Raw genomic sequence first — 21,099 nt, forward strand, 5'->3', positions numbered from 1 at the left:
AGTTACTATGAAAAACACTTCAAACATAATCAGATTATTACTCTTAACCCTTGTTGTTGGATTGAAGTGGAGCTCCTGCACCGAGGTGATAGACATTGAGCTCGATAGCACCTATACTCGGCCAGTAATATTTGGACAGATTACCACCGACACAACGGTTCATAGGGTTACCATAACCTCCACTGGCGACTATTTTAAGAACTCGCCTCCTCAGGGAATCTCTGGTGCAGATGTCGAAATTTTTGATGGTACTACCTACTATCCCCTCAACGAAAGTGAAACAGAGAAAGGGGTTTACCTTACCCAGCCCAATTTTTATGGCGAGGTGGGCAAAACCTACACGTTGCTCGTTAGTAATCTCGATCTGCTGGGCGATGGCGTTTTGACGAGCCATTCGGCTAGTAGCACCATTTTACCTTTGGGCGATGTGGACTCCATTAGGGTTGTATACCGCCAGCTGTGGCAAGGGTGGGAGGTGCAAGGTTTTGCCAAGGATCCTGCTGATACACGAGATTTTTATAAGTTCTTAATATACATCAATAACGAGTTGCAAACCGATTCGCTGAGCAATTACTCATTAGTCGACGATACCTTCTTCAATGGCGAGTATACCAATGGTGTTACCATCACTTTTTTTAGCGATAGAAGGGGGGCGGTGTCCGAAGGCGATACCATTACCGTTGGGTTTTGTGGTATAACCGAGGATTACTTTCGGTTTTTAAGCGAGGCGCAGGAGGCTTCGTGGCGCTCTGCTCCGCTGTTTAGTGGTCCGCCTGCTAATCCACGTACAAACCTTACCAATGGTGCAATTGGTTACTTTGCTGCATACTCCGTTAAAAGGGCAAGCGCATCGGTATTGCCACGGTAATAGCTTTACTTCTACTGCCTATTTCGTAGAAATACAATTAAATAGGGGGTTAATTGGGTAGGTGAGTCGAAAAGTCAATATAAACCAGGCACCGAGCGAATCTCCCTCCTCTCAGGCCATAACCTGCCAGGTAGGCTCTACGAGGGCACCTTCAAATTTTAAAAGGCAAAACTTAAACAGTTCCTAAGCGTTTGCGCTTTTGTGACTTTGCGTTTAATTCAAACACAACTACCACAGATATTGCAGCAGAACTACTACTATAAATACTTGGTCAGAATATCGGCAGTTTTCGATACCGCATTGTTGCATATCTTTGCAAGCAATCCGCTCTCGTTGGCAAGCTGCTTTAGCTCTGGGTTGTTTAAATCTACCTTGGTTAGCTCAAGGCATTGCGTAGCCCCCAGCTCCTTTCTGCACTCATTAACATACTGCCCAACCATTTCGGCCAGCCTATTTTTCGCCTCCAAATCATCGGGTGCGTAGTTTCCGTGGCGTAATCCTAGCACAATGGCGCCAGCATTAATGGCTCCGCAAATGTTTTGGGTTCGGCCAACCCCTCCTCCAAGCCCTGCGGCCATTCTAAAGGCCATTTCTTCCTCTATCCCTGCAATATCGGCAAAGGCAATAAGAATTGCTTGGGCACAGCTGTACCCGTTGTCGAAAAGGGCTAACGCCTTGTTTCTTCTTTCCATATTTTTAATCAGTTTGTACTCAAATTCATCTGTTTTTGTATATTTGGCAGTGTAACCTCTAACCCAACACCCTATGCGATTTCCAAAGTTAAAATTTTCTGGTTACCTATTCGCCTTCCTCGTACTGTTAGTTTTTACCCTTTTCCCCATCCTGGCCATTAAGCTAACCTCACCTCCCCAGCCCCAGAGCATTAATGCGCCTGCCGATGTGTTCTCGGCAGCTAGAGCATTTATTCATATCGAAAAAAATGCCCAATGGCCACATATGGTTGGTAGCCCTGAAAAGGAAGTGGTGTGCAATTACATAGTTGAGGAGTTGGAACGGATTGGCCTTGAGGTAGATGTTCAGTCCACCACAGTTGCCAGCTACGATGGATTCCCGGTTTTTGCAAACGTAACCAATGTTGCAGGTCGTATTAAAGGAACCAACCCTTCGCAAGCGCTACTGGTTGTTGGGCATTACGATACTCAGCCCCATACGCCTGGTGCTGCCGATGATGGCATAGCTATTGGCTCAATGCTTGAGGCTGCAGAGGTAATTAAAAATCACTTCGACCTCGAAAATGATATTGTATTCCTATTTACCGATGCGGAAGAGGTTGGGCTACTGGGTGCCGAGGCCTTTGTGCAGGATCATCCCTGGATGATGGATGTTGGCCTGGTGCTAAATATTGAGGCTAGGGGTAATATGGGGCCTGCACTGGCATTCGAGGTGAGTTCGCAAAACGGATGGATTATTAAGGAGTTTGCCAAGGGAATGGAAAGGCCTTTTGCTGGCTCGATGATGTACGAGGTTTACCAAATGATTCCTAACAACACTGACTTTACAGTGTTTAAGAATGCAGGCTTATCGGGTATTAACGTGGCCATTGTGGATGGATTTGTAAATTACCATAGCGCAACCGATACTCCCGAAAATCTTAACTTGGCAAGTTTGCAGCATATGGGCAGCTACATAATGAGCTTTGCTCATCATTTTGGTAATATCCCCATTGTCCAAACCAAAGCCCCCGACTTGGTGTACTTCAACTTCCTTGGTCATAAAATGCTGTATTTCCCTTCGGCTCTTAATGTATGGATCCTTGTATTCGTCGTTTTGCTATTCCTTTTCTTTCTGATGCTGGGGTTTGCACGAAAGCATATTAGATTTAGCCAGATTTTTTTTAGCCTATTATACTTAATGCTGGTTGCGGGCATTTCGGTTGGTTCGGTATGGGGTGTTAATGAGCTTGTGTTGAAGCTTTACCCTCATTACGCTGCTTTTTATATGAGCAACTTCTACAACGTAAAATACTACTATCTTGCCTACTCCCTAGTTGTGTTGTTTTTCTTCGGGCTGCTCTACCCGTTTTACCTAAAGCGAATTCATATATTCAATTCATTAGCAGCAGTGTTTTTACTGTTTATTCTCCTGTCGGGTGCAATAATTTGGAAGATGCCCACAGCATCGTACTTAACCCTTGTACCACTGCTCTTTGGTTTGTTATCAGCAATCGTACTGCTTTTTGTTGATATCGATAAGGATAAAAGACCCTGGAGTTATCATGTGGTGTTACTTGTTGGGCTGTTGCCTTTAGTTTTTATGATAAGTCCATACATTAGCTTGATATACATTGTGTTTGGCCTAAGCATGCCCTTTGTGGGAGCAGGACTCCTTATTGTGCTTCTGCTCTTTTCGTTGCCACTTCTTGAGTATCCAATGGCACATTTTCGAAGGTTACTACCCATTGGGTTATTCCTTGCAAGTGCAATAGTGCTTATTGTGGCCCATGTAAACTCCAAGCCAACCCCCGAACAACCTTTGCAAAGCAATGTTTTGTATGCAGCGCTCAGCGATACCGAGCAAGCCTACTGGTTCTCGTCGAACTTAAATACGGACGATTGGAATAAACAGTTTTTTTCTGACGATAGCATTGGCGACGCATCGGAGTTTTATCCTTGGAGGACAGGAGCGAGGCTCAAGGCAAAAGCCGAATATTTAGGGTTTGAGAAGCCCAGTATTGAAATGATTTACGATTCGGTGAAAACAGAAACACGAGCCGTTGAGTTTCTTCTCAAGTCGAAGATTAATCCAGTAATTACTGAGCTAATTTTACCCCTATCATCCAGCTTGCTATCTTTCTCGGTTAACGGAAAGGAGTTGACCGATTTGGATGTGCCCTACGTAAAGCGTATCGAGAGCTATCGGTTCCAAATTTTTGCCCCCACCTATGGTGGCGATAGGGTTAGGGTGGAGTACCAAGGTGTCGACTCATTATCGTTTGGTTTAATTGAAGTGGTACATGGAATACCTGATTTTGACAATGTTGAACCTATGCCTCCACATATAATCCCCGATACAGGTTTCGAAAGTATGGTTACTGTGGTTAAAACCACCCAAGTACTGCCAAGTAAATTAGCTAGGTAGGTATTTGTGTGCAACCAATATAGTTCTTTTATATTGGAGGCAATAGGCTTTATCAAAGAACTACGCTGGGTTTGAGGTGATTCGCAAATAGCGATTGTAAATTGAAACATCTACGAAAATTATCCGTTTTGTAACTGTGCATAAAACATCCGGTCGATTTATTTTATTAATAGTTTCAGAGCAATGCGTAATTATCTCATTCTTCTTGTTATCATTTTTGGTTTTTCCTTTTCACTTGTGGGCCAAGCCCAATCTATTCCCGATTCCGTTAATTTAAGCGTTGATACTGTTAGTGTTAGCCGCGATTCGCTTGTTGTGACGGCAGATTCGTTGGCTCTTGCCGTTGATACCATTCCTGAGCCAATTGTTTTTTCACCCGAATCGGCATCGGAATATCTTTCCAATTTGCTTGCCAAGAGTAATCTGTGGAGGGAGGGTGACGATACAATGCGGTTGTCAGTTGAGAGGCTGGTACATCATTTTGTTGAGCCATTCGATAGCGTTAGCAATAGGTTAAAACGATTCCAGTACGACTCGGTTAAGGTATCTAGGGGTAGAGTATACAAAAGCGATACACTGCCTCTTCGTTGGCTTGGGCCAACATCATTTATTGTTGATACCATTGGGCTAGATAAGGATCCGTTTGTAAAGGAAATTACTATTGTAAAGAGGATTAAGGATACCTCATCATACCCTCAAGCCGATTCCGTTGCCTTTATGCTATCCGATATCCAGTCGATGCTTCAGCCTTACGATACCATTGTTAGAACGTATGTTGACACATCGTACTTGGAGGCTAAAAGGGTGAGGATTCATCAACTCACCGATAGGGGGGTAGTCCCTTCAATTATTCAGCCGCGAAGTGGGAAAACCTATCGTTTTTCACCCGACTCATCAACAGTTATACTTACCGAGATTATCCCTGTGTACAAGGCTAACGAGGAGTCGCCGTTTAACATCGTGCCTAGCTTAGGAATGCCAGATTCACTTAGGTATGCTGTGGAAAAACTACTCGCATACACATATCAACGTGACTCGTTTCTTTTGCACATCAACGATTTGGCGGGTCGCAAAACATCGCTTTGGCTTAGCACTGGCAAGGATGATTTAGTTCGCTACTGGGTGAGGAATTCGAAAAATGATTCCATTACAATTTGGATTGGAAACCCATCAAAATCAAATATATCGCTAATCCTAGAGGAGGACGTTAATGTTGAGCGGCTCGAAAGAAAGATGATAGACGATATACCATTTACAACCACACGAGCAAAACGTACGTTAGCCGCGCTAAATCCGCTTAAAGAGATTCCCATTTACTGGAATAGCGATTTCAGCAGCTCCTTCTCTTTAAGCCAAAACTTCCTGTCGCCATACTGGGCTCGAGGGGGTGAAAGTTCGCTTAACAGTATGCTCGATATCAACGGAAAAACAGAGTACAACAACAAGGAGGCTAAAACTCGTTGGACCTCTACTGGTAGGCTCCGGTATGGAACAACTTGGACCGAAGAGCATGGGTTCCGAACCAATACCGATATTGTAGAAATAAACTCACAGTACAATAAGGTAATGCGCGAGAGGCTCGATTTCAGTTCAAGTATCTACGGAAAAACTCAGGTGGCCAAGGGGTTCAACTACCCGAACAATGAGGATATTGTTTCGAAGTTCTTGAATCCTGGCACTTTTACCATTGGTGTGGGTTTTGAGTATAAGCCCGAAAAGAATACTACGGTCAATATTTCCCCTTTATCCTACAGGAATACGTTTGTACTCGATACCGTTACCATCAATCAGGTTAACCATGGTATTGATCCCGACAAGCGGGTGCGCCATGAGATGGGGGGACAGCTGGTGTTCCGTAATAAGTTGAATATTCTCAAGGACATGAGCATTAACAATGCGGTAAGGCTCTTTACCAACTACTTGGATAAGCCCAAGAATGTTGATGTTGACTGGGAATTTAGCCTCGAGAAGCAGATAAGTATGTATTTTAAAATTCGATTAAATCTACACTTCATCTACGACGATGATATCCACTTTACTATTCTTGACAAGGCTGGTGAGCCAATTCTTTTGCCTGACGGGAGTGAGAAGAAAGGCCCTAGGGCACAATTTAATCAGCTCCTGGGCCTTACACTATCATTGAAGATATAATACTATTTCAGTTGGTCCTCTAGGTTGTCGGCCTTATCATTTATTCGTAACGCTTTGTATAGTTCGTAAGCTTTCGATAGCACCGTCCTGTCAGTTGTACCCATATTGTATATCTTGTCGAGCCAAAATGTGGCTGAGTCAAATGCTGCTTTTGACTTTGCCTTTTCCTCCTGTACCCTACTGTTGTTGGTAATTGTCCGAGTGCCCTCTTCGATGTTGACTCCTGTGTTGTAGTGGCAAATGGCAAGGTTTAGAAAAATCATTGGATCATCGGGGCTATGGCTAAGGGCCTGCGTGTAGGTGTTTATTGCCTCTTGGTATTGTTCGTTACGTTGATATACTAGCCCTTTGGTGTAACGAAAAGTTGCGTTTGTTGGATTGCGCGCAATTACCCTATCGAGATTCTTAAGCGCACCATCAATATCGCCTTCATTAAAGAGCAGGTCGGTAAGGAGTAGCACCAAGTCCTCGTGGTCGTTATGCCTTGTCATTCCCTCAACAATAACCTGTTTAGCAGCAAGGGTATCGCCCTTCTCGAGGTTGGCCTCATATAGTAAGTGGGTTGCATTTACGCCGAAATTTTTGTTGTGTAATCGCCTCAGGTGATGAATTGCTCTGTCCCAGTTCCTGTCCTCATAAGCTGCAATGGCGGCATTTTGCACTAAGTTCAGATCGAGTTCAACCGCCAGTATAGGGCTCGATATAACTTTTAGCGCAGCCTCAAACGCTTTAAGAGCATCTTTATACCTTCTGTTTTTAAAATGCAGATCACCAAGTGCTTGGTATTCGTTGGCGAGTAGCACATACTTTGGTGCAATATCCTTCTCAATCTTTCCTCCTTTATCGAGCGATAAGGCTTTCTCGTACGATTCCAGTGCAAAGAAAATCTGATCGGGGTAAAGATTCATCCAGTCGTTATTATTTTTGCTCTTCCCGTCATGGTAGGCAGTTTGGCTAAGCAGTCCACGCATGTACCATGTTCTGGGCCACTTGGCCGATTCTTCATCCTCAATTAGTGCATCTATGGATTCTTTTGCCTCGGTATACTTGGCCGATTCAATTAGATTAGATATGGTGATAAACCTGCTTTTTTGCAAGGGGGTTAGAATGGAACATCCCGACAGTAATACGATAGAGATTAGCAGTAGTCGCTTAAGCATGTTGATGGGTTTTTGGTATAGTGAAATTGTAGATTTTGCAAATTTAATCAGAAAATACATAGTCTGCGTTTAATAGTATAACACGATTTTGTTGCCTATTATATGCCGAATGGAAAAAAAGGTTACAGCATTTATAGCCCATTATAAAAGATTAGCTTATTTGATGACAATCTGCTTAGCACTAGTAAAATTTTCATGGCACAATTGTTGATTGGCACAACTGTGTGTATGTGAGTTGAACACCCCTAATTAATCAATAAAAACTAACTGTCTGAACTATGAAAAAGAGTTTTTTACTGCAGCTAATTGCTGTGTTTGTATTACTTGCGCTTGCATCATGTGGCGATCTGTATAATAATGTTGTTGTAGGCAAAGGTGAGCTTATAGTTGAAACAAGAAACCTTTCTGATTTCAGCATTATTAAGTCGCAGATTGGTGCAAATATAAATATTATCGATAGCGATGAATCAAAAATTGAGATTACTATTCAAGAGAATCTGCTTGAACACCTCAGCACAACTGTAAGTAAAGGAACGCTAACCATTACTTTCGACAACACTAATGTGCAAACCGACAAGGGCATAGTGATAGATATTTACACTTCAACAGTGGATGAGTTTGCGCTAACCGGTGCCGGTGATATTTACTCAGAGTTGCCCATATCCGATATACTGCTAACTGGTGCAGGCACAATAAAATGTGTGGGAGAGGTGAGCAATTTAAAGGCAACCATTTCTGGCGCTGGAACATTTAATTTTTACGATATGCCTGCACAGAATGCAACAATCCGCATAACAGGCACTGGCGATGTAAAGGTTAAGGCAATTGAAACGCTTGACGTAACCATCTCTGGTGTTGGTAATGTTTACTATAAGGGTAACCCAGCTGTTTCAACAACCATTACGGGAGTGGGGAATGTGGTAAACAGCAATTAGTTTTTTTTTGATGTAAAGAATTGTGTTATTATTAAATGTAAGGGGCTGGTTGTTTATCAGCCCCTTACTTGCATTTGATCTATAGCTTTTTGCCCACGTAAAACACGTACCCATAGTATTGCTTATACTTTGAGTATAGCATGGCTTCGCGGCGTTCATTAGCCACCAGCTCTTCGGCCATAGTATTGCCCGAGTGCTTGTCCAAAAAGATTTCTTGTGCGTAAACCTGTTTGTCGTAAAAATTTTCAGTCCAGCAGTTTTCAGGCAGTACAAACGATGCAATGGGAACATACCCCGCTTTTTGCAGCTGTGCCAGCTTGTTCGGGATGGTATCTATCTCAGGGTACGCATCCATCCAAAACTTTTCAATCTCATTGGGTCGGCTATCGGTGAACCACGATGCTTCGGTTACGGCAATGAATCCTCCGGCCTTAATGTACTTGCGCCACTCGTTAAGACCCCGTTCAAACCCAATGTTGTATATGGCCCCCTCGGACCAAATTAGGTCAAACTCCTCTTCGGCGAATGGGAGCTGATCCATTGAGCCAACAATGCCTTTTACCCTCTGGCTAAGCTCGTAGCGCTTGGCGTTCTGGTTAAAAATGTCGATAAATTTCGGAAATATGTCCATCCCAGTGAACTGTCCGGGTGCATGCTGTGCCAAAGTCATTGTTTGTCCGCCAGTACCACAGCCAAGGTCAGCTATTCGAGAATCGTTGGTAAGATTATCAATAAAGCTCAAAGCCTTTAGGGTTGCCTCGGGGCTTCCAGGGCCTTGCCTGTCGAGGGCTGAGAAGTATTCGCAGATTAAGTCGAAGTCGAACTCGTGAATTGATTTATTCTCGTTACTCATGATGTTTAATTTTAGTTGGAAATCCTATGCAAAGTATAGCGCATAGGAATAATTTATTGGTGAGATAATATGATAAAGCCCCCAGCTATTGCCTGCTGGAGGGTAGGAGGGGATAACCGAGGGCGAGTGCCCCGGGTTATTTACATCACCAGATCCGAATTAATCTTAAGCATCCAAAGTTTTTACAGTTACAAATGTACGGTATTTCCTTATTCGATGATTGTCTGTCGACAAAAAAAAATCCAGCATACTTTTTTAATGTAAACCTTTAACCAACTAATGAACCAATCAACCTCTCTCTACCTGTCAACTCCCTCCATCTACCGATAGAACTCTCAATGACCATAATTAATTAAGTTTTAGTTTACGTGCGGCTTATAGTACTATATTTGTAACCAAAATTTAATTAGATGATAACAGGTACCCTTATAAACGTGGCTGCGGTGATAGTTGGTGGAGTGCTTGGCTTGATGTTTCGCTCACGATTACCCGAACGCGTAACCCGAACGTTTTTTCAGGCCATTGGCCTTTTTACCCTATTCCTGGGGTTTTCGATGAGTTTGAAAACCAACAACCCCTTGCTTCTGGTTTTTAGCTTGATATTGGGAGCTTTAGTGGGCTCATTGCTGAGGTTGCAGGATAGAATGGAGAGCCTTGGCAATCAAATTCAAAAGCGGTTGAAACTTAAGGGTGGTCAGTTTAGCGAGGGAATGGTTACCGCCTTTCTGATGTTTTGCATGGGCTCTATGACTATACTGGGTGCCATTGAGGAGGGGCTGGGTAATGAGCCCAAGCTGCTGATGATTAAAAGCCTAATGGATGGCTTCTCATCCATTGCGCTGGTTGCTGCGCTTGGGGTGGGAGTAATCTTTTCGGTAGTTCCACTGCTAGTATACCAAGGGGGGCTAACCCTGCTGGCTGCATGGGTAGGCGAGGCTATGAGTAGCGTGATGATTGATGAGCTAACAGCTACGGGTGGAATTCTGCTCATTGGCTTGGGTATTACCATTTTGGGCATTAAGAAGATAGAGGTGCTGAACCTTATACCAGCCCTAATTTTTATTGTACCTTTGGTATACTTCTTTGGCTGATACTAAATCTTAAGCGATGCAGGAAATTAAAGAGAACCTCGAGAACCTTTTTGCTAGCCATTTTAGATGTAGTCCGCTGTCAATAACCCCGTTACCACAGGGCGGATCTGATAGGCGGTACTTTAGGCTAACTACTGATACCCAAAGCGCCATTGGCGCTTACAATCCCGATGTTGAGGAGAACAGAACTTTTATATACCTAACCCAGCATTTTAGTGGTAAAAACCTACCTGTGCCGCAGCTGTATGGTGTTTCGGAGGATGAGCGTTTTTACCTTTTAAGCGATTTAGGCAACCTCTCACTTTTCGGTTATGTCCTTGAAATCGATTGGGACAAAAACCCTCAATTGGAAGTGCTAAAAAGAACCTTGTCGCTACTCCTACGCTTTCAGGTTGAAGGTGCCGTTGGGCTCAATTTTATAAAATGTTACCCCAAATCGGAGTTCGATTTACAGAGTGTGATGTGGGACTTTAGCTACTTTAAGTATAGCTTCCTTAAACCGTCGGGAGTTCGGTTCAACGAGGCCAGGCTCGACGATGACTTTTTAACATTGGCCAATCTGCTGCTATCGCAGCCATCAAGCTACTTTCATTACCGCGACTTTCAGTCGCGCAACGTGATGCTGGTTGAGAACAAACCGTATTTTATCGATTATCAGGGTGGCCGACGCGGCCCTATGTTGTATGATTTGGCCTCATTTCTTTATCAGGCAAAGGCTAACTTTCCCGAAAGTATTAGAACGGAGATACTATCGTTTTACCTCGATGAGGCAGAAAAGTATATTGAAATTGATAGACAGCAAGCCCAACGCGTATTTCCTGCGTTTGCACTGTTTAGGGTATTGCAAACCCTTGGTGCTTATGGGTTCCGTGGTTTTTTCGAGCGCCGAAGCCACTTCTTGCAAAGCATACCAATGGCAGCTGCCAATCTGACAAATCTTGTAAGTAGAGTTACAGCGTGTGGCCTTGCCATTCCAACCCTAAAGCCTATACTTGAGTCGATTGCAGAAAAATATGGACAGCCCAACGAACAATCCCAACCATTCCATGGTTTAACTGTGGAGGTTAACAGCTTCTCGTACCGAAAGGGTTACCCCTTAGAGCATCCCGAGCATGGTGGAGGGTTTGTGTTCGACTGTAGGGCCTTGCCAAATCCTGGCAGGCTTGCCGAGTACAAGATGCAAACAGGTTCCGATAAACCCGTGATTGATTATCTAGAGCAGCATAAGGAGATTGATACTTTTTTTGATGAGGTTTACATCCTTGTTGCCAACTCCATTAAGGTTTATCAGGATAGAGGTTTTAAGCACCTTTCCGTATCGTTTGGCTGTACGGGCGGGCAGCATCGATCGGTATACATGGCCAATAGGTTGGCCAAAGAGCTGAAGCATATAGCTAACCTTGCAATTAATTTAAACCATAGGGAACAAAATGGATTGTAATGGGAAAAAAAGTTTGCGAGAAGAAGGATAAGATCAAAGGGGCAGAGGAGAAAAAATTTGTTTGCAAAAAGTGTGGCCTTTACTCCAATAAGGAGGGTCGACTTTGCAAACCCAAACAGCATTTATAGGGAGTTTATTATGAAAGCAATGGTGTTGGCAGCAGGATTGGGAACTCGGCTTGGTAAGCTAACCAGCCATAAGCCCAAAGCATTGGTAGAGGTTGCAGGACAACCTTTGCTTGCTCATATCATTGCAAAGCTGGTAAGGTCTGGGTTTACCAATATTACCGTTAATGTTCACCACTTTGCCCAGCAGGTAATAGACTTCTTGAGTCAAAACGATTTTGGCGCGTCAATTAATATCTCCAGCGAAACCGACCAGCTGCTCGATACTGGAGGGGGCATCCTAAAGGCTCAATCTTTCCTCGATGGCCAAGAACCATTCCTAGTGCACAACGTCGATATCATTTCAGATATCGATTTGTCTCAAATTATGAGTAATCATAAGCAAAGTGGCGCACTTGCAACGTTGGCGGTGAGCAGCAGAACCTCTACCCGAAAGTTGCTGTTCGATAGTGCGATGCAGCTGCGTGGATGGAAAAACCTAACATCAGGCGAAGTAATAATACCCAGCAACTCTAATGGTAATCTCAAGGAGTTTGCCTTTTCGGGTATTCACGTGCTAAGCCCGCAAATCTTTAGTGCAATTAATAGCTGCGGTAGATTCTCCATAATCGACACCTACCTTTCACTTTGTGCTGATAAGAATGTTTTGGGCTACGATGTATCGACTAGCCATGTGCTAGATGTAGGTAAGCCCGATAGTATTTCAAGGGCAGCCGATTTTCTTAAGCTAGTCTAAGCTTCACTTATCTTTGTTGGAGTCTTTCTCCGAAGGAGCATTCGTGCTAATTTTCCCTTTCTTGATAATGGGAGGCTTTTTTGACGATAGGTTTATGCTGAACCTCGTTTTACGGATTAAAAAGTAGGTCAATCCCAGGCTAAGTAGTATGGTCGAGAGCCCAAAAATCTCCAATGTACTTCCGTTGGAGAATTCCCAGATTATCACTTTGCGAGCCACTGCAATAATAGCCACAAGCACAACAATCTCAACCTGTATAGCCTCCTTCATGAGGAACGCCTTAACCGTTTCGAGCAGCTCAATACCAATAAGGATTACAAGGAATATGCTGAAAAGCTCCATGAGATTTTCTGCTGAGAGTTGAGTTAAGGGTTCCTGTATAATGTTCTTAACAATGAAGTATATTACATTGAAAGTTGCCAAAAGGAGGATCAACGACATGATGAAAAGTAGTACGATAATTATAACCCTTTGGAGCATTCTTAAATACTTAAAAGTGGGGGTGCTTTCGCATTGGGGTATTCTGTTCATGGCCTTATGGAATTTACTTACTGTTTGACTATCTCATGCTTTATTGATATAAAATTACGTAATTTTTAATAATCAAGGTGTGGTTTGCAAAAACAAGAGGCTTCTTCTATTCGATGTGCAAACAGAATGCTATATTTGCTAAGTTTTAATCAGTTTTTAACAATTTATATCCCCACTATATATGCGTCGTTTGCTTTTACTGTCCGTTTTTGTTGCTTTTATTCAGCCTGCTATTACATTAGGCAACCCTACTAAAATACAAGGCCTTGCCGAGTTGTCAACCCAGGAGGCTCAGCATTGGGTCGACTCGGTGATGAATAGTCTCACCCTAAGGGAGAAGATTGCGCAGCTATTCATGGTGGCCGCTTACTCCAATCGCGATCAGGAGCATATAGATGAGATCGCAAAGTTGGTTAAGGACGAACGTATTGGGGGGTTGTGCTTTTTTCAGGGCGGACCCGTTCGTCAGGTTAACCTCACCAACTACTACCAGGGATTGGCTAAGGTTCCGCTACTAATCTCTATGGATGCTGAGTGGGGCTTAGGAATGCGGCTCGACAGTACAATCTCCTATCCTAGGCAAATGATGCTGGGTGCTATGGACGACAATCGCCTGATATACCACATGGGTGCCGATATTGCCAGGCAGCTAAAGCGCATTGGGGTACACATAAATTTTGCTCCCGTTGTCGATATCAATAATAATCCACAAAACCCAGTAATAAATACCAGGGCCTTTGGCGAGGATCGTGAGGCGGTAACCCTAAAGGGGCTTGCCTACATGCTGGGGCTTCAGGATAACGGAATACTGGCCAGCGCTAAGCACTTCCCCGGTCATGGCGATACCGATACCGACTCGCATTACGATTTGCCCCTGCTCAACCACTCGCGTGAGCGTATCGATTCGCTTGAGGTGTACCCTTTCCGTAAGCTTATACAGAGCGGAGTGGCCAGCGTAATGGTAGGGCATATGGAGATTCCAGCGCTGGAATCAAAATCGAAGCTCGCCTCAAGCCTATCAACAAATGTGGTAACTAATATGCTTACCCACGATTTGCAGTATAATGGGCTAATAATTACCGACGCCGTGAACATGAAGGGGGTAAGCGATTATTACAAGCCTGTGGATCTGAACTATTTGGCCTTGCAGGCTGGTAATGATATTGTTCTTTTTCCCTCGGAGGTTAAGGAGTCAATCTCTAAAATTGAGAAAGAGGTGAAAAGGGGAAGGTTTCCCATCGAGGAGATTGAGCGTAGATGCCGTAAGGTGATTGAGGCCAAGTATAGGGTTGGGTTAGATCGGTTTCGCCCCATTGAAACAGCAAATCTGGTTGAAAAACTCAACCAAACCTCATCGGAACTTATTATAAGGCAAATTGCCGAGCAGGCTATTACCGTTACCAATAACAGGAACGATATAATTCCTCTGAAGGGTTTAGACACCCTCAGCATTGCCTATATTGAGGTTGGCCCTGACAGGGGCAAATCCTTTGCAGAGCAAATGGAACTATACGCACCCTTTACTACCATTTCGGTCGATCCAAACATATCGGAAGATGGTTTGCGAGATATATACTTCTCGCTATCGCCCTATAACCTAGTAATTATTGGGTATCACACCATTAGTTCTAGCCCGCAGCGCGACTTTGGCGTAACTCCCCAAATGGCTCAATTTATTGCCGACGTAAGCAAGAAGAAAAGAACACTGCTGGGCATTTTTGGCTCACCCTATGCGCTGGGGAAGCTAGTTGAGCCTGACGAGACCAATAGCATATTCGTTACCTACGATAATTCTTCAATAACCCAAAGCGTAGCTGCCCAGCTAATTTTTGGTGGGCTTAGCGTTGGAGGTAGGCTACCCGTAACGGCATCGCCAAGCTTTGCATATGGCGACGGGATGGATGCTGGAAAGCAAATAAGGCTAAAGTACTCCATACCCGAGGAGCTTAGCCTAAAGGCTCGTTACTTTTGCAAAATTGATTCCATTGCCCTTGATGCCATTGCACGTGAGGCTGCACCCGGTATGCAGATTTTAGTTGCCCAAAGAGGGACTGTTGTTTACAACAAAACATTCGGGCACCATACCTACAATGATTTGGATTTGCCGGTTACCAACCAATCGGTTTACGATATTGCTTCTGTAACAAAAATTGCTTCAACACTTCCGATGGTGATGGATCTATATTCGAAGGGCAAGTTGGACATAAGCGACACGCTGGGCAAGTATCTGTCTTTACCCGACACTTCTCACTACAGCAGCCTTCTTATTAGCGATATGCTTTTGCATCAGGCGGGTTTGGTTGCTTGGATTCCATTTTACCAGCGCACCCTATCATCGCTTTGGCCTAGGCAAGCAGTGGTGGAGTCAAAATTTTCCGAGAGCTATCCCTATCAACTGTCTCGAAACAGGTTTGTAAGCAGGCAGTCGTTCCCCTCACGAAAGTATTATCGCAATCATTACTCTTATGATTTCCCGCATGAAGTGGGTCGAAACCTTTACGCAGCTGAATCTATGCCCGACAGTATCTACAGCTGGATATTTAGAGCACCTGTGGCTCCAAGAGGGAACTACCGGTATAGTGATTTAGGCATAATGCTCATGTTTAGGGTTGCGGGGAACATAATTGGCGGATCACAGGAGGAGTATTTGTTCAATACTTTTTTCAAGAAGTTGGGCATGCATAATACGCTATACAACCCACTTGCCAAATTGAGCGTCGAAAGGATTGTGCCTACCGAAAACGATGTGGTTTTTCGTAAGCAGCTTGTTTGGGGGCATGTTCACGATCCCGGCGCTGCCATGCTGGGGGGTGTTGCTGGCCATGCTGGCCTGTTCTCCACTGCCAACGATTTGGCCAAGCTTATGCAGATGTACCTAAGTAAAGGGAATTATGGCGGCGAGACCTTTTTGCCCAGTAGCACCATCGACCTGTTTACCACCTGCTTAAATTGCCAAAATGGCGTTCGCCGTGGGTTGGGTTTCGATAAGCCCGAGCCCGATCCCCTGAAATCAACTCACGTAAGCACTAAGGCCACTTCGCTTAGCTTTGGCCATACAGGCTTTACGGGGGCAATGGCTTGGGTTGATCCGGCTTACGATTTGGTGTACATCTTCCTTTCCAATAGAGTTTTTCCCGAGGCCGAAAACTCACGACTGATGAATATGGATGTTCGCACCAAAATACAGGATATTATTTACGATGCCGTAAACGATGAGCTCTTTTAATTGTTATTGATGAAGCGCTAACTATACATAAAAACATACACCAATATGAATGAGCACAAAGATATACTCGTTTCGTTAAGAAACTTGGAGCTCAACGACTATATCCAGCTTAAGGAGGCAATGCAGAAAGCCTACTCCGATATTGGGGGGCTGCATTGGAAAGAGGATCAGATTAAAACGCTGCTCAATTTGTTTCCCCAAGGTCAACTTTGCGTTGAGGTTAATGGGGTGGTAGTGGCCTGTGCCTTATCAATTATTGTCGACTATGCCAAGTTTGGCGATACCCATACCTACGATCAGATTACGGGACACTACACTTTTAGCACCCACAACCCTAAGGGCGATGTGCTATACGGAATAGAGGTGTTTGTTCATCCCGATTACAGAGGGCTTAGGTTAGCCCGCAGGCTGTACGATGGAAGAAAAGATTTATGCGAAAACCTCAACCTTAGGGCAATTATGGCAGGGGGGCGTATGCCTATGTATAAAAAGTATGCCAAAGAGTTAACACCTCGTCAATATCTGAATAAGGTGGAGATTAAAGAGATATACGATCCTGTGCTCACCTTCCAGATGTCTAACGGTTTTCATGTTAAGAAGATACTCAAGAATTACTTGCCGGGCGATACCCAATCGCTCGAGTTTGCCACGCTGCTTCAGTGGCATAACATATACTACGAGAAGGAGGAGAGCCCTATCAAGCAGGCTAAAACAACCGTTCGTCTGGGGCTGGTGCAGTGGCAAATGCGCTCACATCCCAATTTCGAGTCGCTGGTTGAGCAGATAGAGTTTTTTGTTGATGCGGTTAGCGACTACTCATCGGACTTTGTACTTTTCCCAGAGCTGTTCAACGCACCCCTTATGGCCCCATACAACGACATGGGAACAGCCGAGGCCATGCGGGCTCTAGCTAAATATACTGAGCCTTTGCTCGAAAAATTTAAGTCCTTTGCCGTTAGCTATAACATCAATATCATTACAGGTTCAATGCCTCTTATAAACGATAAGGGTAGCCTGCAGAACGTTTCCTATCTGTGCCATCGCAACGGAAATGTTGATGAGTACCGTAAAATTCATATAACTCCTAGCGAGCGAGAGGCTTGGGGGATGGTTGGCGGAGACGATATCAGGGTGTTCGATACCGACTGTGGCAAGATTGGCGTGGTGGTTTGTTACGATGTAGAATTTCCGGAGCTGATCCGGTTACTAGCCGATCAGGGAATGAATATACTGTTTGTGCCATTCCTTACCGATACGCAGAACGGATACATGCGCGTGCGCAACTGCGCTATGGCCCGGGCGGTGGAGAACGAGTGCTACGTTGCCATTGCCGGATGTGTGGGCAACTTGCCCAAGGTAAACAACATGGATATACAGTACGCACAGTCGGCTGTGTTTACCCCATCCGATTTTGCGTTTCCCACCAACAGCATTAAGGCCGAAACCACGCCCAACACCGAGATGACACTAATTGTTGATGTGGACTTAGACTTGCTAAAGGAACTCCATAGCCACGGCAGCGTTCGCATTATGAAGGATAGGCGAAACGATCTTTATGAGCTTAGGTTGAAGAAGGAGTAGATATTCAAAAAAACACCCCAGTTCAACAAGAACTGGGGTGTTTTTTTCTGCTATAAACTCTTTAGCATCTCCTCAATGGCCTTATCCAGCTGAGGATCTTTATTCTCAATCCTATCCTTGAATGTGGTGTTAATATAAATATCGGGGGCAACCCCTTCCAACTCAAGGTTCTTTCCGTCTAGCGTGTAGCAGCCCCAGGCAGGAACCCTAACGAACGAGCCATCCACCAGACCCTTGCCCGATGTGAATATAATCCAGCGGTAGGTTTCGGTGCCAATTAGTTTGCCCAAACCCAGCTGGCGGAAGCCAGCAGCGGTCATCTCGGCATCGCTAAGGCTATGCTCGTTCATCACCAATACCATTGGCTTACCCGATGGCGCAAAGTTTGGCTGTGGCGACAGCTGACCCTCGCGGTATTTCCACTGTAAGTATGGTCGCTGCGAAAGGAACTGCAACACATCGTCGTGTACATTGCCTCCTCGGTTGTACCTTAGGTCGAGCACTAATGCTTCCGCTTTTTCAGCATAGGTGGTCATATCAATTAAAAACTGGTTTAGCGATCCCTGCCCCATATCCTTCATGTGAACATATGCAACACGCCCGTTACTCTTTTGGGCAACGTACTCCTTATTTGCATCAATCCACTCATCGTACAGCAAGTTTGATATCGCTCCCGATAGATGCGTTGGAATTACTACCTTTTGCTCCTTACCCTTGCGCAGCAGGGTGAGCTCAATTTCGGGTTTTCGTGTGGGGAGCGTGAAGTAGAACTCCCTATTCACCTTCTCATCAACTCTTACCCCATCAATGGCTACAATAATATCGCCGGGTTGGAGTGGGGGTTCTGTTATGTCGATGTTTGAGTTCTGTATAATACGCTCTACGCGGTATGGGTTTGCACTGTCGAAAATTGCCCCAATGGCAAGGGTGGTATGCGAATAGAACGATTTTTCCTCATCGCCCCTCGATCGGAATCCCATATGCGATGCGTTTAGCTCACCCAGCATATCGTTTAGCAAGATTCGCAGATTTTCTCGGGTTCTGATATGCGGCAGGAAGCTGGCGTAGTAATCGCGCTTCTTTTTCCAATCGATACCGTGGAACATCTCATCGTAGAAGTTCTCCTGAATAATGGTCCATGTTTCGGCAAACATCTGGTTAAACTCAGCGCGCAGGTTCTTGTTAAAAGCGTGCGATATGTCTATCTTATCAAGCTTGCCACTTTTTAGGTCAGCCTTATGGATGCTACCGTTGGCCAGGATGTAAAAGTCGTTCTTGCCTTGGGCAAGTTGGTAGCCATTGTAGCTAAGCGAAAACTGAGATATCCTTTCGGCCTTGGGACTTTCGAATGGCTTGTAGGTCATTTTCCAAAGGGCGTTTTCGCCCTTGTCGTGGTTCGATTCGAATAGCAGTATAGTCTCATCGCCCGATTTCACTAGCAGTGGGGAGTTCTGCTCGCCACCAGAAACTCTAACCCTTTCCCAACGGTTATGGATATTTGCGAGGTCAATTTTAACAGCAATGGTTGTGTCTTTCTTGGAGTCCTTCTCGAAAAGCTTATCAAACTCATCGGTTTTGAACTCAGCAAAAAACCGGTGAAGCGGTATGCGATATATGCTGCTAGAGTTCATCCCTTTGGGGTAGCTAGTGGAGAATCTGTCGGTGGTGAAGTAGATATACTTACCGTCGGGCGACCACGCTGGTTGCGACTCGCTTACTCCTGTGTTGGTAATGTTTATGGTTTTACCCGAACCTATTTCGTGGATAAAGATATCCTGCTCAAAGGCCTTAAATGCTGTAAAGGATACGTACTTGTCGTCGGGCGAAAAGCGTGGGGTTGAGCTTTGGAAACCCCATATTTCGTCTGATGCAATAGTGCTAACCTTTTTCGATTTAAAATCGAGGATGTTAACATCGTTCCTGCCGCTAAGGTAAACCCCCTGTGTCCGCTTGCTATTGAGGGTCATTTGCCTGTTTGTTTTCTCATCGGAGGTGAGTTGCTCGGCCTTCCCCCTTCCGTTGGCGGCAATGCTAAACCAGTTGGGCCATCCCTTGTGAGTTTGGCTGTATAATAGGGTTTGGTTATCGTCGGCCCAAAATACTTCGAATACACGCTCATTAGCGCCGGTAGGCATTTGCCTTACAAACTTACCCTTGATATCGGACACAAATAGCTGGCCACGCGATACAAAAGCAATCTTTTTGTTATCGGGAGAGATGTCGAAATTTGATATCTTACCCTCCACATTAAAGCTGTTCTCCAGCTCAAGGGTTGAGTTGCTGTAGAGCGATACATTTATCTTGCTGCTAACTTTTGAAGCCACATCGTAAATCCATAGCTGGTAGTCCTTTTCGAACACAACCTTCTCCCCATTGGCACTTACCTGCGGTCTTTTCATTGAAGCATCGAACTGGGTTAGCTGAATCTTATCGCCATTAACCAGCTGGTATAAGTTGTACTCATCGTTGTACTCGTCGGAAACAAAGTACACGTTACCATTCATGTCAATAGTTGGCCACATATCCTTACCCATATACTGGGTGTGCTGCACAAAATTCTTGGTGCTAGGGTTGTACGAGAGGATTTGGGGGCTATGATCGCCCTTGTATTTTTTCCTTTGGGTGAACATGAAGCTCTCCCAGGAGTCGGTAAAGTAGTAATCACTGGTGTTGGGATGCTGTACAGTGTGGTGCGGGTTGTTGAAGTAGTGCTCAAAGAGTTTCTCTGGCGTACCACCAGTAACAGATACACGGTAAGTAGAGTATAAGTTGTATCTATCCGATGAGAAGTAGATCCACTTCGAGTCCCATGACCAGCTGTCGACATGATCGTCGGCATCATGAAATGTTAGCTGGGTAATCTCGCCCCCGTTGGTAGGCATTACGTATACGTTCTGAGCCCCATTTTGGCTGCCTGTAAAGGCTATCCATTGCCCATCGGGCGAGAAGCGCGGCAGGGTTTCCAAGCCGTCCATAGCCGTTAGCCTAAATGCAATTCCTCCCTCGGACGACACTTTCCAGAGGTCGTTCTCGTAGCTGAAAACAACTAACGATCCATCGGGCGACAGGGTTGGTTCCGATATAAAGTAAGGTGGGGTTTTTGCTCCGTACGTAGTGAGCATAAGCAAAAGGTAAGCAGTTGCTACCAGTAGTATCCTTTTCATAAGCATTTTTAAATTTTTATAGTGTGAAATTAGCATAAAATAGTATCTGCTGAAAATAATATTTCAAATTTTATAAATGATGCACGTAGGCATTAGATGCGTTTTTAACCAAAAGTTAAATAAGCGTTTGAATTTGTG

General features: G+C 44.6%; 15 protein-coding genes. 10 read left to right on the plus strand and 5 right to left on the minus strand.

Features of this window, described 5'->3' with window-relative positions:
* Positions 1–7: 7 nt before the first annotated feature.
* Complete coding sequence (locus G8O23_RS00265) at positions 8–868, plus strand: DUF4249 domain-containing protein (RefSeq protein ID WP_166360521.1); 861 nt, start codon at positions 8–10, stop codon at positions 866–868.
* A gap of 257 nt (positions 869–1,125) precedes the next feature.
* Here the strand turns inward: G8O23_RS00265 and G8O23_RS00270 are convergent, their stop codons facing one another.
* Positions 1,126–1,560 (minus strand): C-GCAxxG-C-C family protein, encoded by a 435-nt coding sequence (locus G8O23_RS00270; RefSeq protein WP_166360523.1) that lies wholly within the window; start codon positions 1,558–1,560, stop codon positions 1,126–1,128.
* 73 nt (positions 1,561–1,633) lie between these two features.
* Here G8O23_RS00270 and G8O23_RS00275 point away from each other — a divergent pair, with 73 nt between their 5' ends.
* Positions 1,634–3,967, plus strand: coding sequence for a M20/M25/M40 family metallo-hydrolase (locus G8O23_RS00275; RefSeq protein WP_166360525.1), 2,334 nt, complete (start codon positions 1,634–1,636; stop codon positions 3,965–3,967).
* A gap of 183 nt (positions 3,968–4,150) precedes the next feature.
* Positions 4,151–6,118, plus strand: a complete 1,968-nt coding sequence (locus G8O23_RS00280; protein ID WP_166360527.1) for a DUF3078 domain-containing protein — start codon at positions 4,151–4,153, stop codon at positions 6,116–6,118.
* A 2-nt stretch (positions 6,119–6,120) separates the two neighbouring features.
* On the opposite strand, the gene G8O23_RS00285 is transcribed toward G8O23_RS00280, so the two are convergent.
* Positions 6,121–7,278: a tetratricopeptide repeat protein gene (locus tag G8O23_RS00285; RefSeq protein WP_166360529.1), complete on the minus strand. Its 1,158-nt coding sequence runs from the start codon at positions 7,276–7,278 to the stop codon at positions 6,121–6,123.
* Between the two features lie 278 nt (positions 7,279–7,556).
* Here G8O23_RS00285 and G8O23_RS00290 point away from each other — a divergent pair, with 278 nt between their 5' ends.
* Entirely contained in the window at positions 7,557–8,213 is a 657-nt protein-coding gene (locus G8O23_RS00290) for a head GIN domain-containing protein (protein WP_166360531.1), read from the plus strand.
* A 79-nt stretch (positions 8,214–8,292) separates the two neighbouring features.
* On the opposite strand, the gene G8O23_RS00295 is transcribed toward G8O23_RS00290, so the two are convergent.
* Positions 8,293–9,066, minus strand: coding sequence for a class I SAM-dependent methyltransferase (locus G8O23_RS00295; RefSeq protein WP_166360533.1), 774 nt, complete (start codon positions 9,064–9,066; stop codon positions 8,293–8,295).
* A 410-nt stretch (positions 9,067–9,476) separates the two neighbouring features.
* Here G8O23_RS00295 and G8O23_RS00300 point away from each other — a divergent pair, with 410 nt between their 5' ends.
* Genes G8O23_RS00300 through G8O23_RS00310 form a run of 4 tightly spaced genes read left to right on the plus strand, consistent with a single transcriptional unit; the run spans position 9,477 to position 12,459 of the window.
* Positions 9,477–10,157 carry a DUF554 domain-containing protein gene (locus G8O23_RS00300; protein ID WP_219932339.1) on the plus strand — a complete coding sequence of 227 codons (681 nt, stop codon included), beginning with the start codon at positions 9,477–9,479 and terminating at the stop codon, positions 10,155–10,157.
* A gap of 16 nt (positions 10,158–10,173) precedes the next feature.
* Positions 10,174–11,598 carry a RapZ C-terminal domain-containing protein gene (locus tag G8O23_RS00305; RefSeq protein WP_166360535.1) on the plus strand — a complete coding sequence of 475 codons (1,425 nt, stop codon included), beginning with the start codon at positions 10,174–10,176 and terminating at the stop codon, positions 11,596–11,598.
* On the plus strand, positions 11,598–11,726 hold the full coding sequence (locus tag G8O23_RS17495) for a hypothetical protein (protein ID WP_262888046.1): 129 nt from the start codon (positions 11,598–11,600) through the stop codon (positions 11,724–11,726). The genes G8O23_RS00305 and G8O23_RS17495 overlap by 1 nt, the downstream gene beginning before the upstream one ends.
* Positions 11,727–11,736: 10 nt before the next feature.
* A complete protein-coding gene (locus G8O23_RS00310) occupies positions 11,737–12,459 on the plus strand; it encodes a nucleotidyltransferase family protein (protein WP_166360537.1) in 723 nt (240 codons plus the stop codon).
* 3 nt (positions 12,460–12,462) lie between these two features.
* On the opposite strand, the gene G8O23_RS00315 is transcribed toward G8O23_RS00310, so the two are convergent.
* Positions 12,463–12,990, minus strand: coding sequence for a phosphate-starvation-inducible PsiE family protein (locus G8O23_RS00315; RefSeq protein WP_166360539.1), 528 nt, complete (start codon positions 12,988–12,990; stop codon positions 12,463–12,465).
* A 181-nt stretch (positions 12,991–13,171) separates the two neighbouring features.
* Here G8O23_RS00315 and G8O23_RS00320 point away from each other — a divergent pair, with 181 nt between their 5' ends.
* Entirely contained in the window at positions 13,172–16,216 is a 3,045-nt protein-coding gene (locus G8O23_RS00320; RefSeq protein ID WP_166360541.1) for a glycoside hydrolase family 3 N-terminal domain-containing protein, read from the plus strand.
* Between the two features lie 45 nt (positions 16,217–16,261).
* Positions 16,262–17,797, plus strand: coding sequence for a carbon-nitrogen hydrolase family protein (locus G8O23_RS00325; RefSeq protein ID WP_166360543.1), 1,536 nt, complete (start codon positions 16,262–16,264; stop codon positions 17,795–17,797).
* Between the two features lie 50 nt (positions 17,798–17,847).
* Here the strand turns inward: G8O23_RS00325 and G8O23_RS00330 are convergent, their stop codons facing one another.
* On the minus strand, positions 17,848–20,961 hold the full coding sequence (locus G8O23_RS00330; protein ID WP_219932341.1) for a S41 family peptidase: 3,114 nt from the start codon (positions 20,959–20,961) through the stop codon (positions 17,848–17,850).
* Positions 20,962–21,099: the final 138 nt, after the last annotated feature.

The sequence above is a fragment of the Perlabentimonas gracilis genome (assembly GCF_011174675.1).
Lineage (GTDB): Bacteria > Bacteroidota > Bacteroidia > Bacteroidales > Tenuifilaceae > Perlabentimonas > Perlabentimonas gracilis.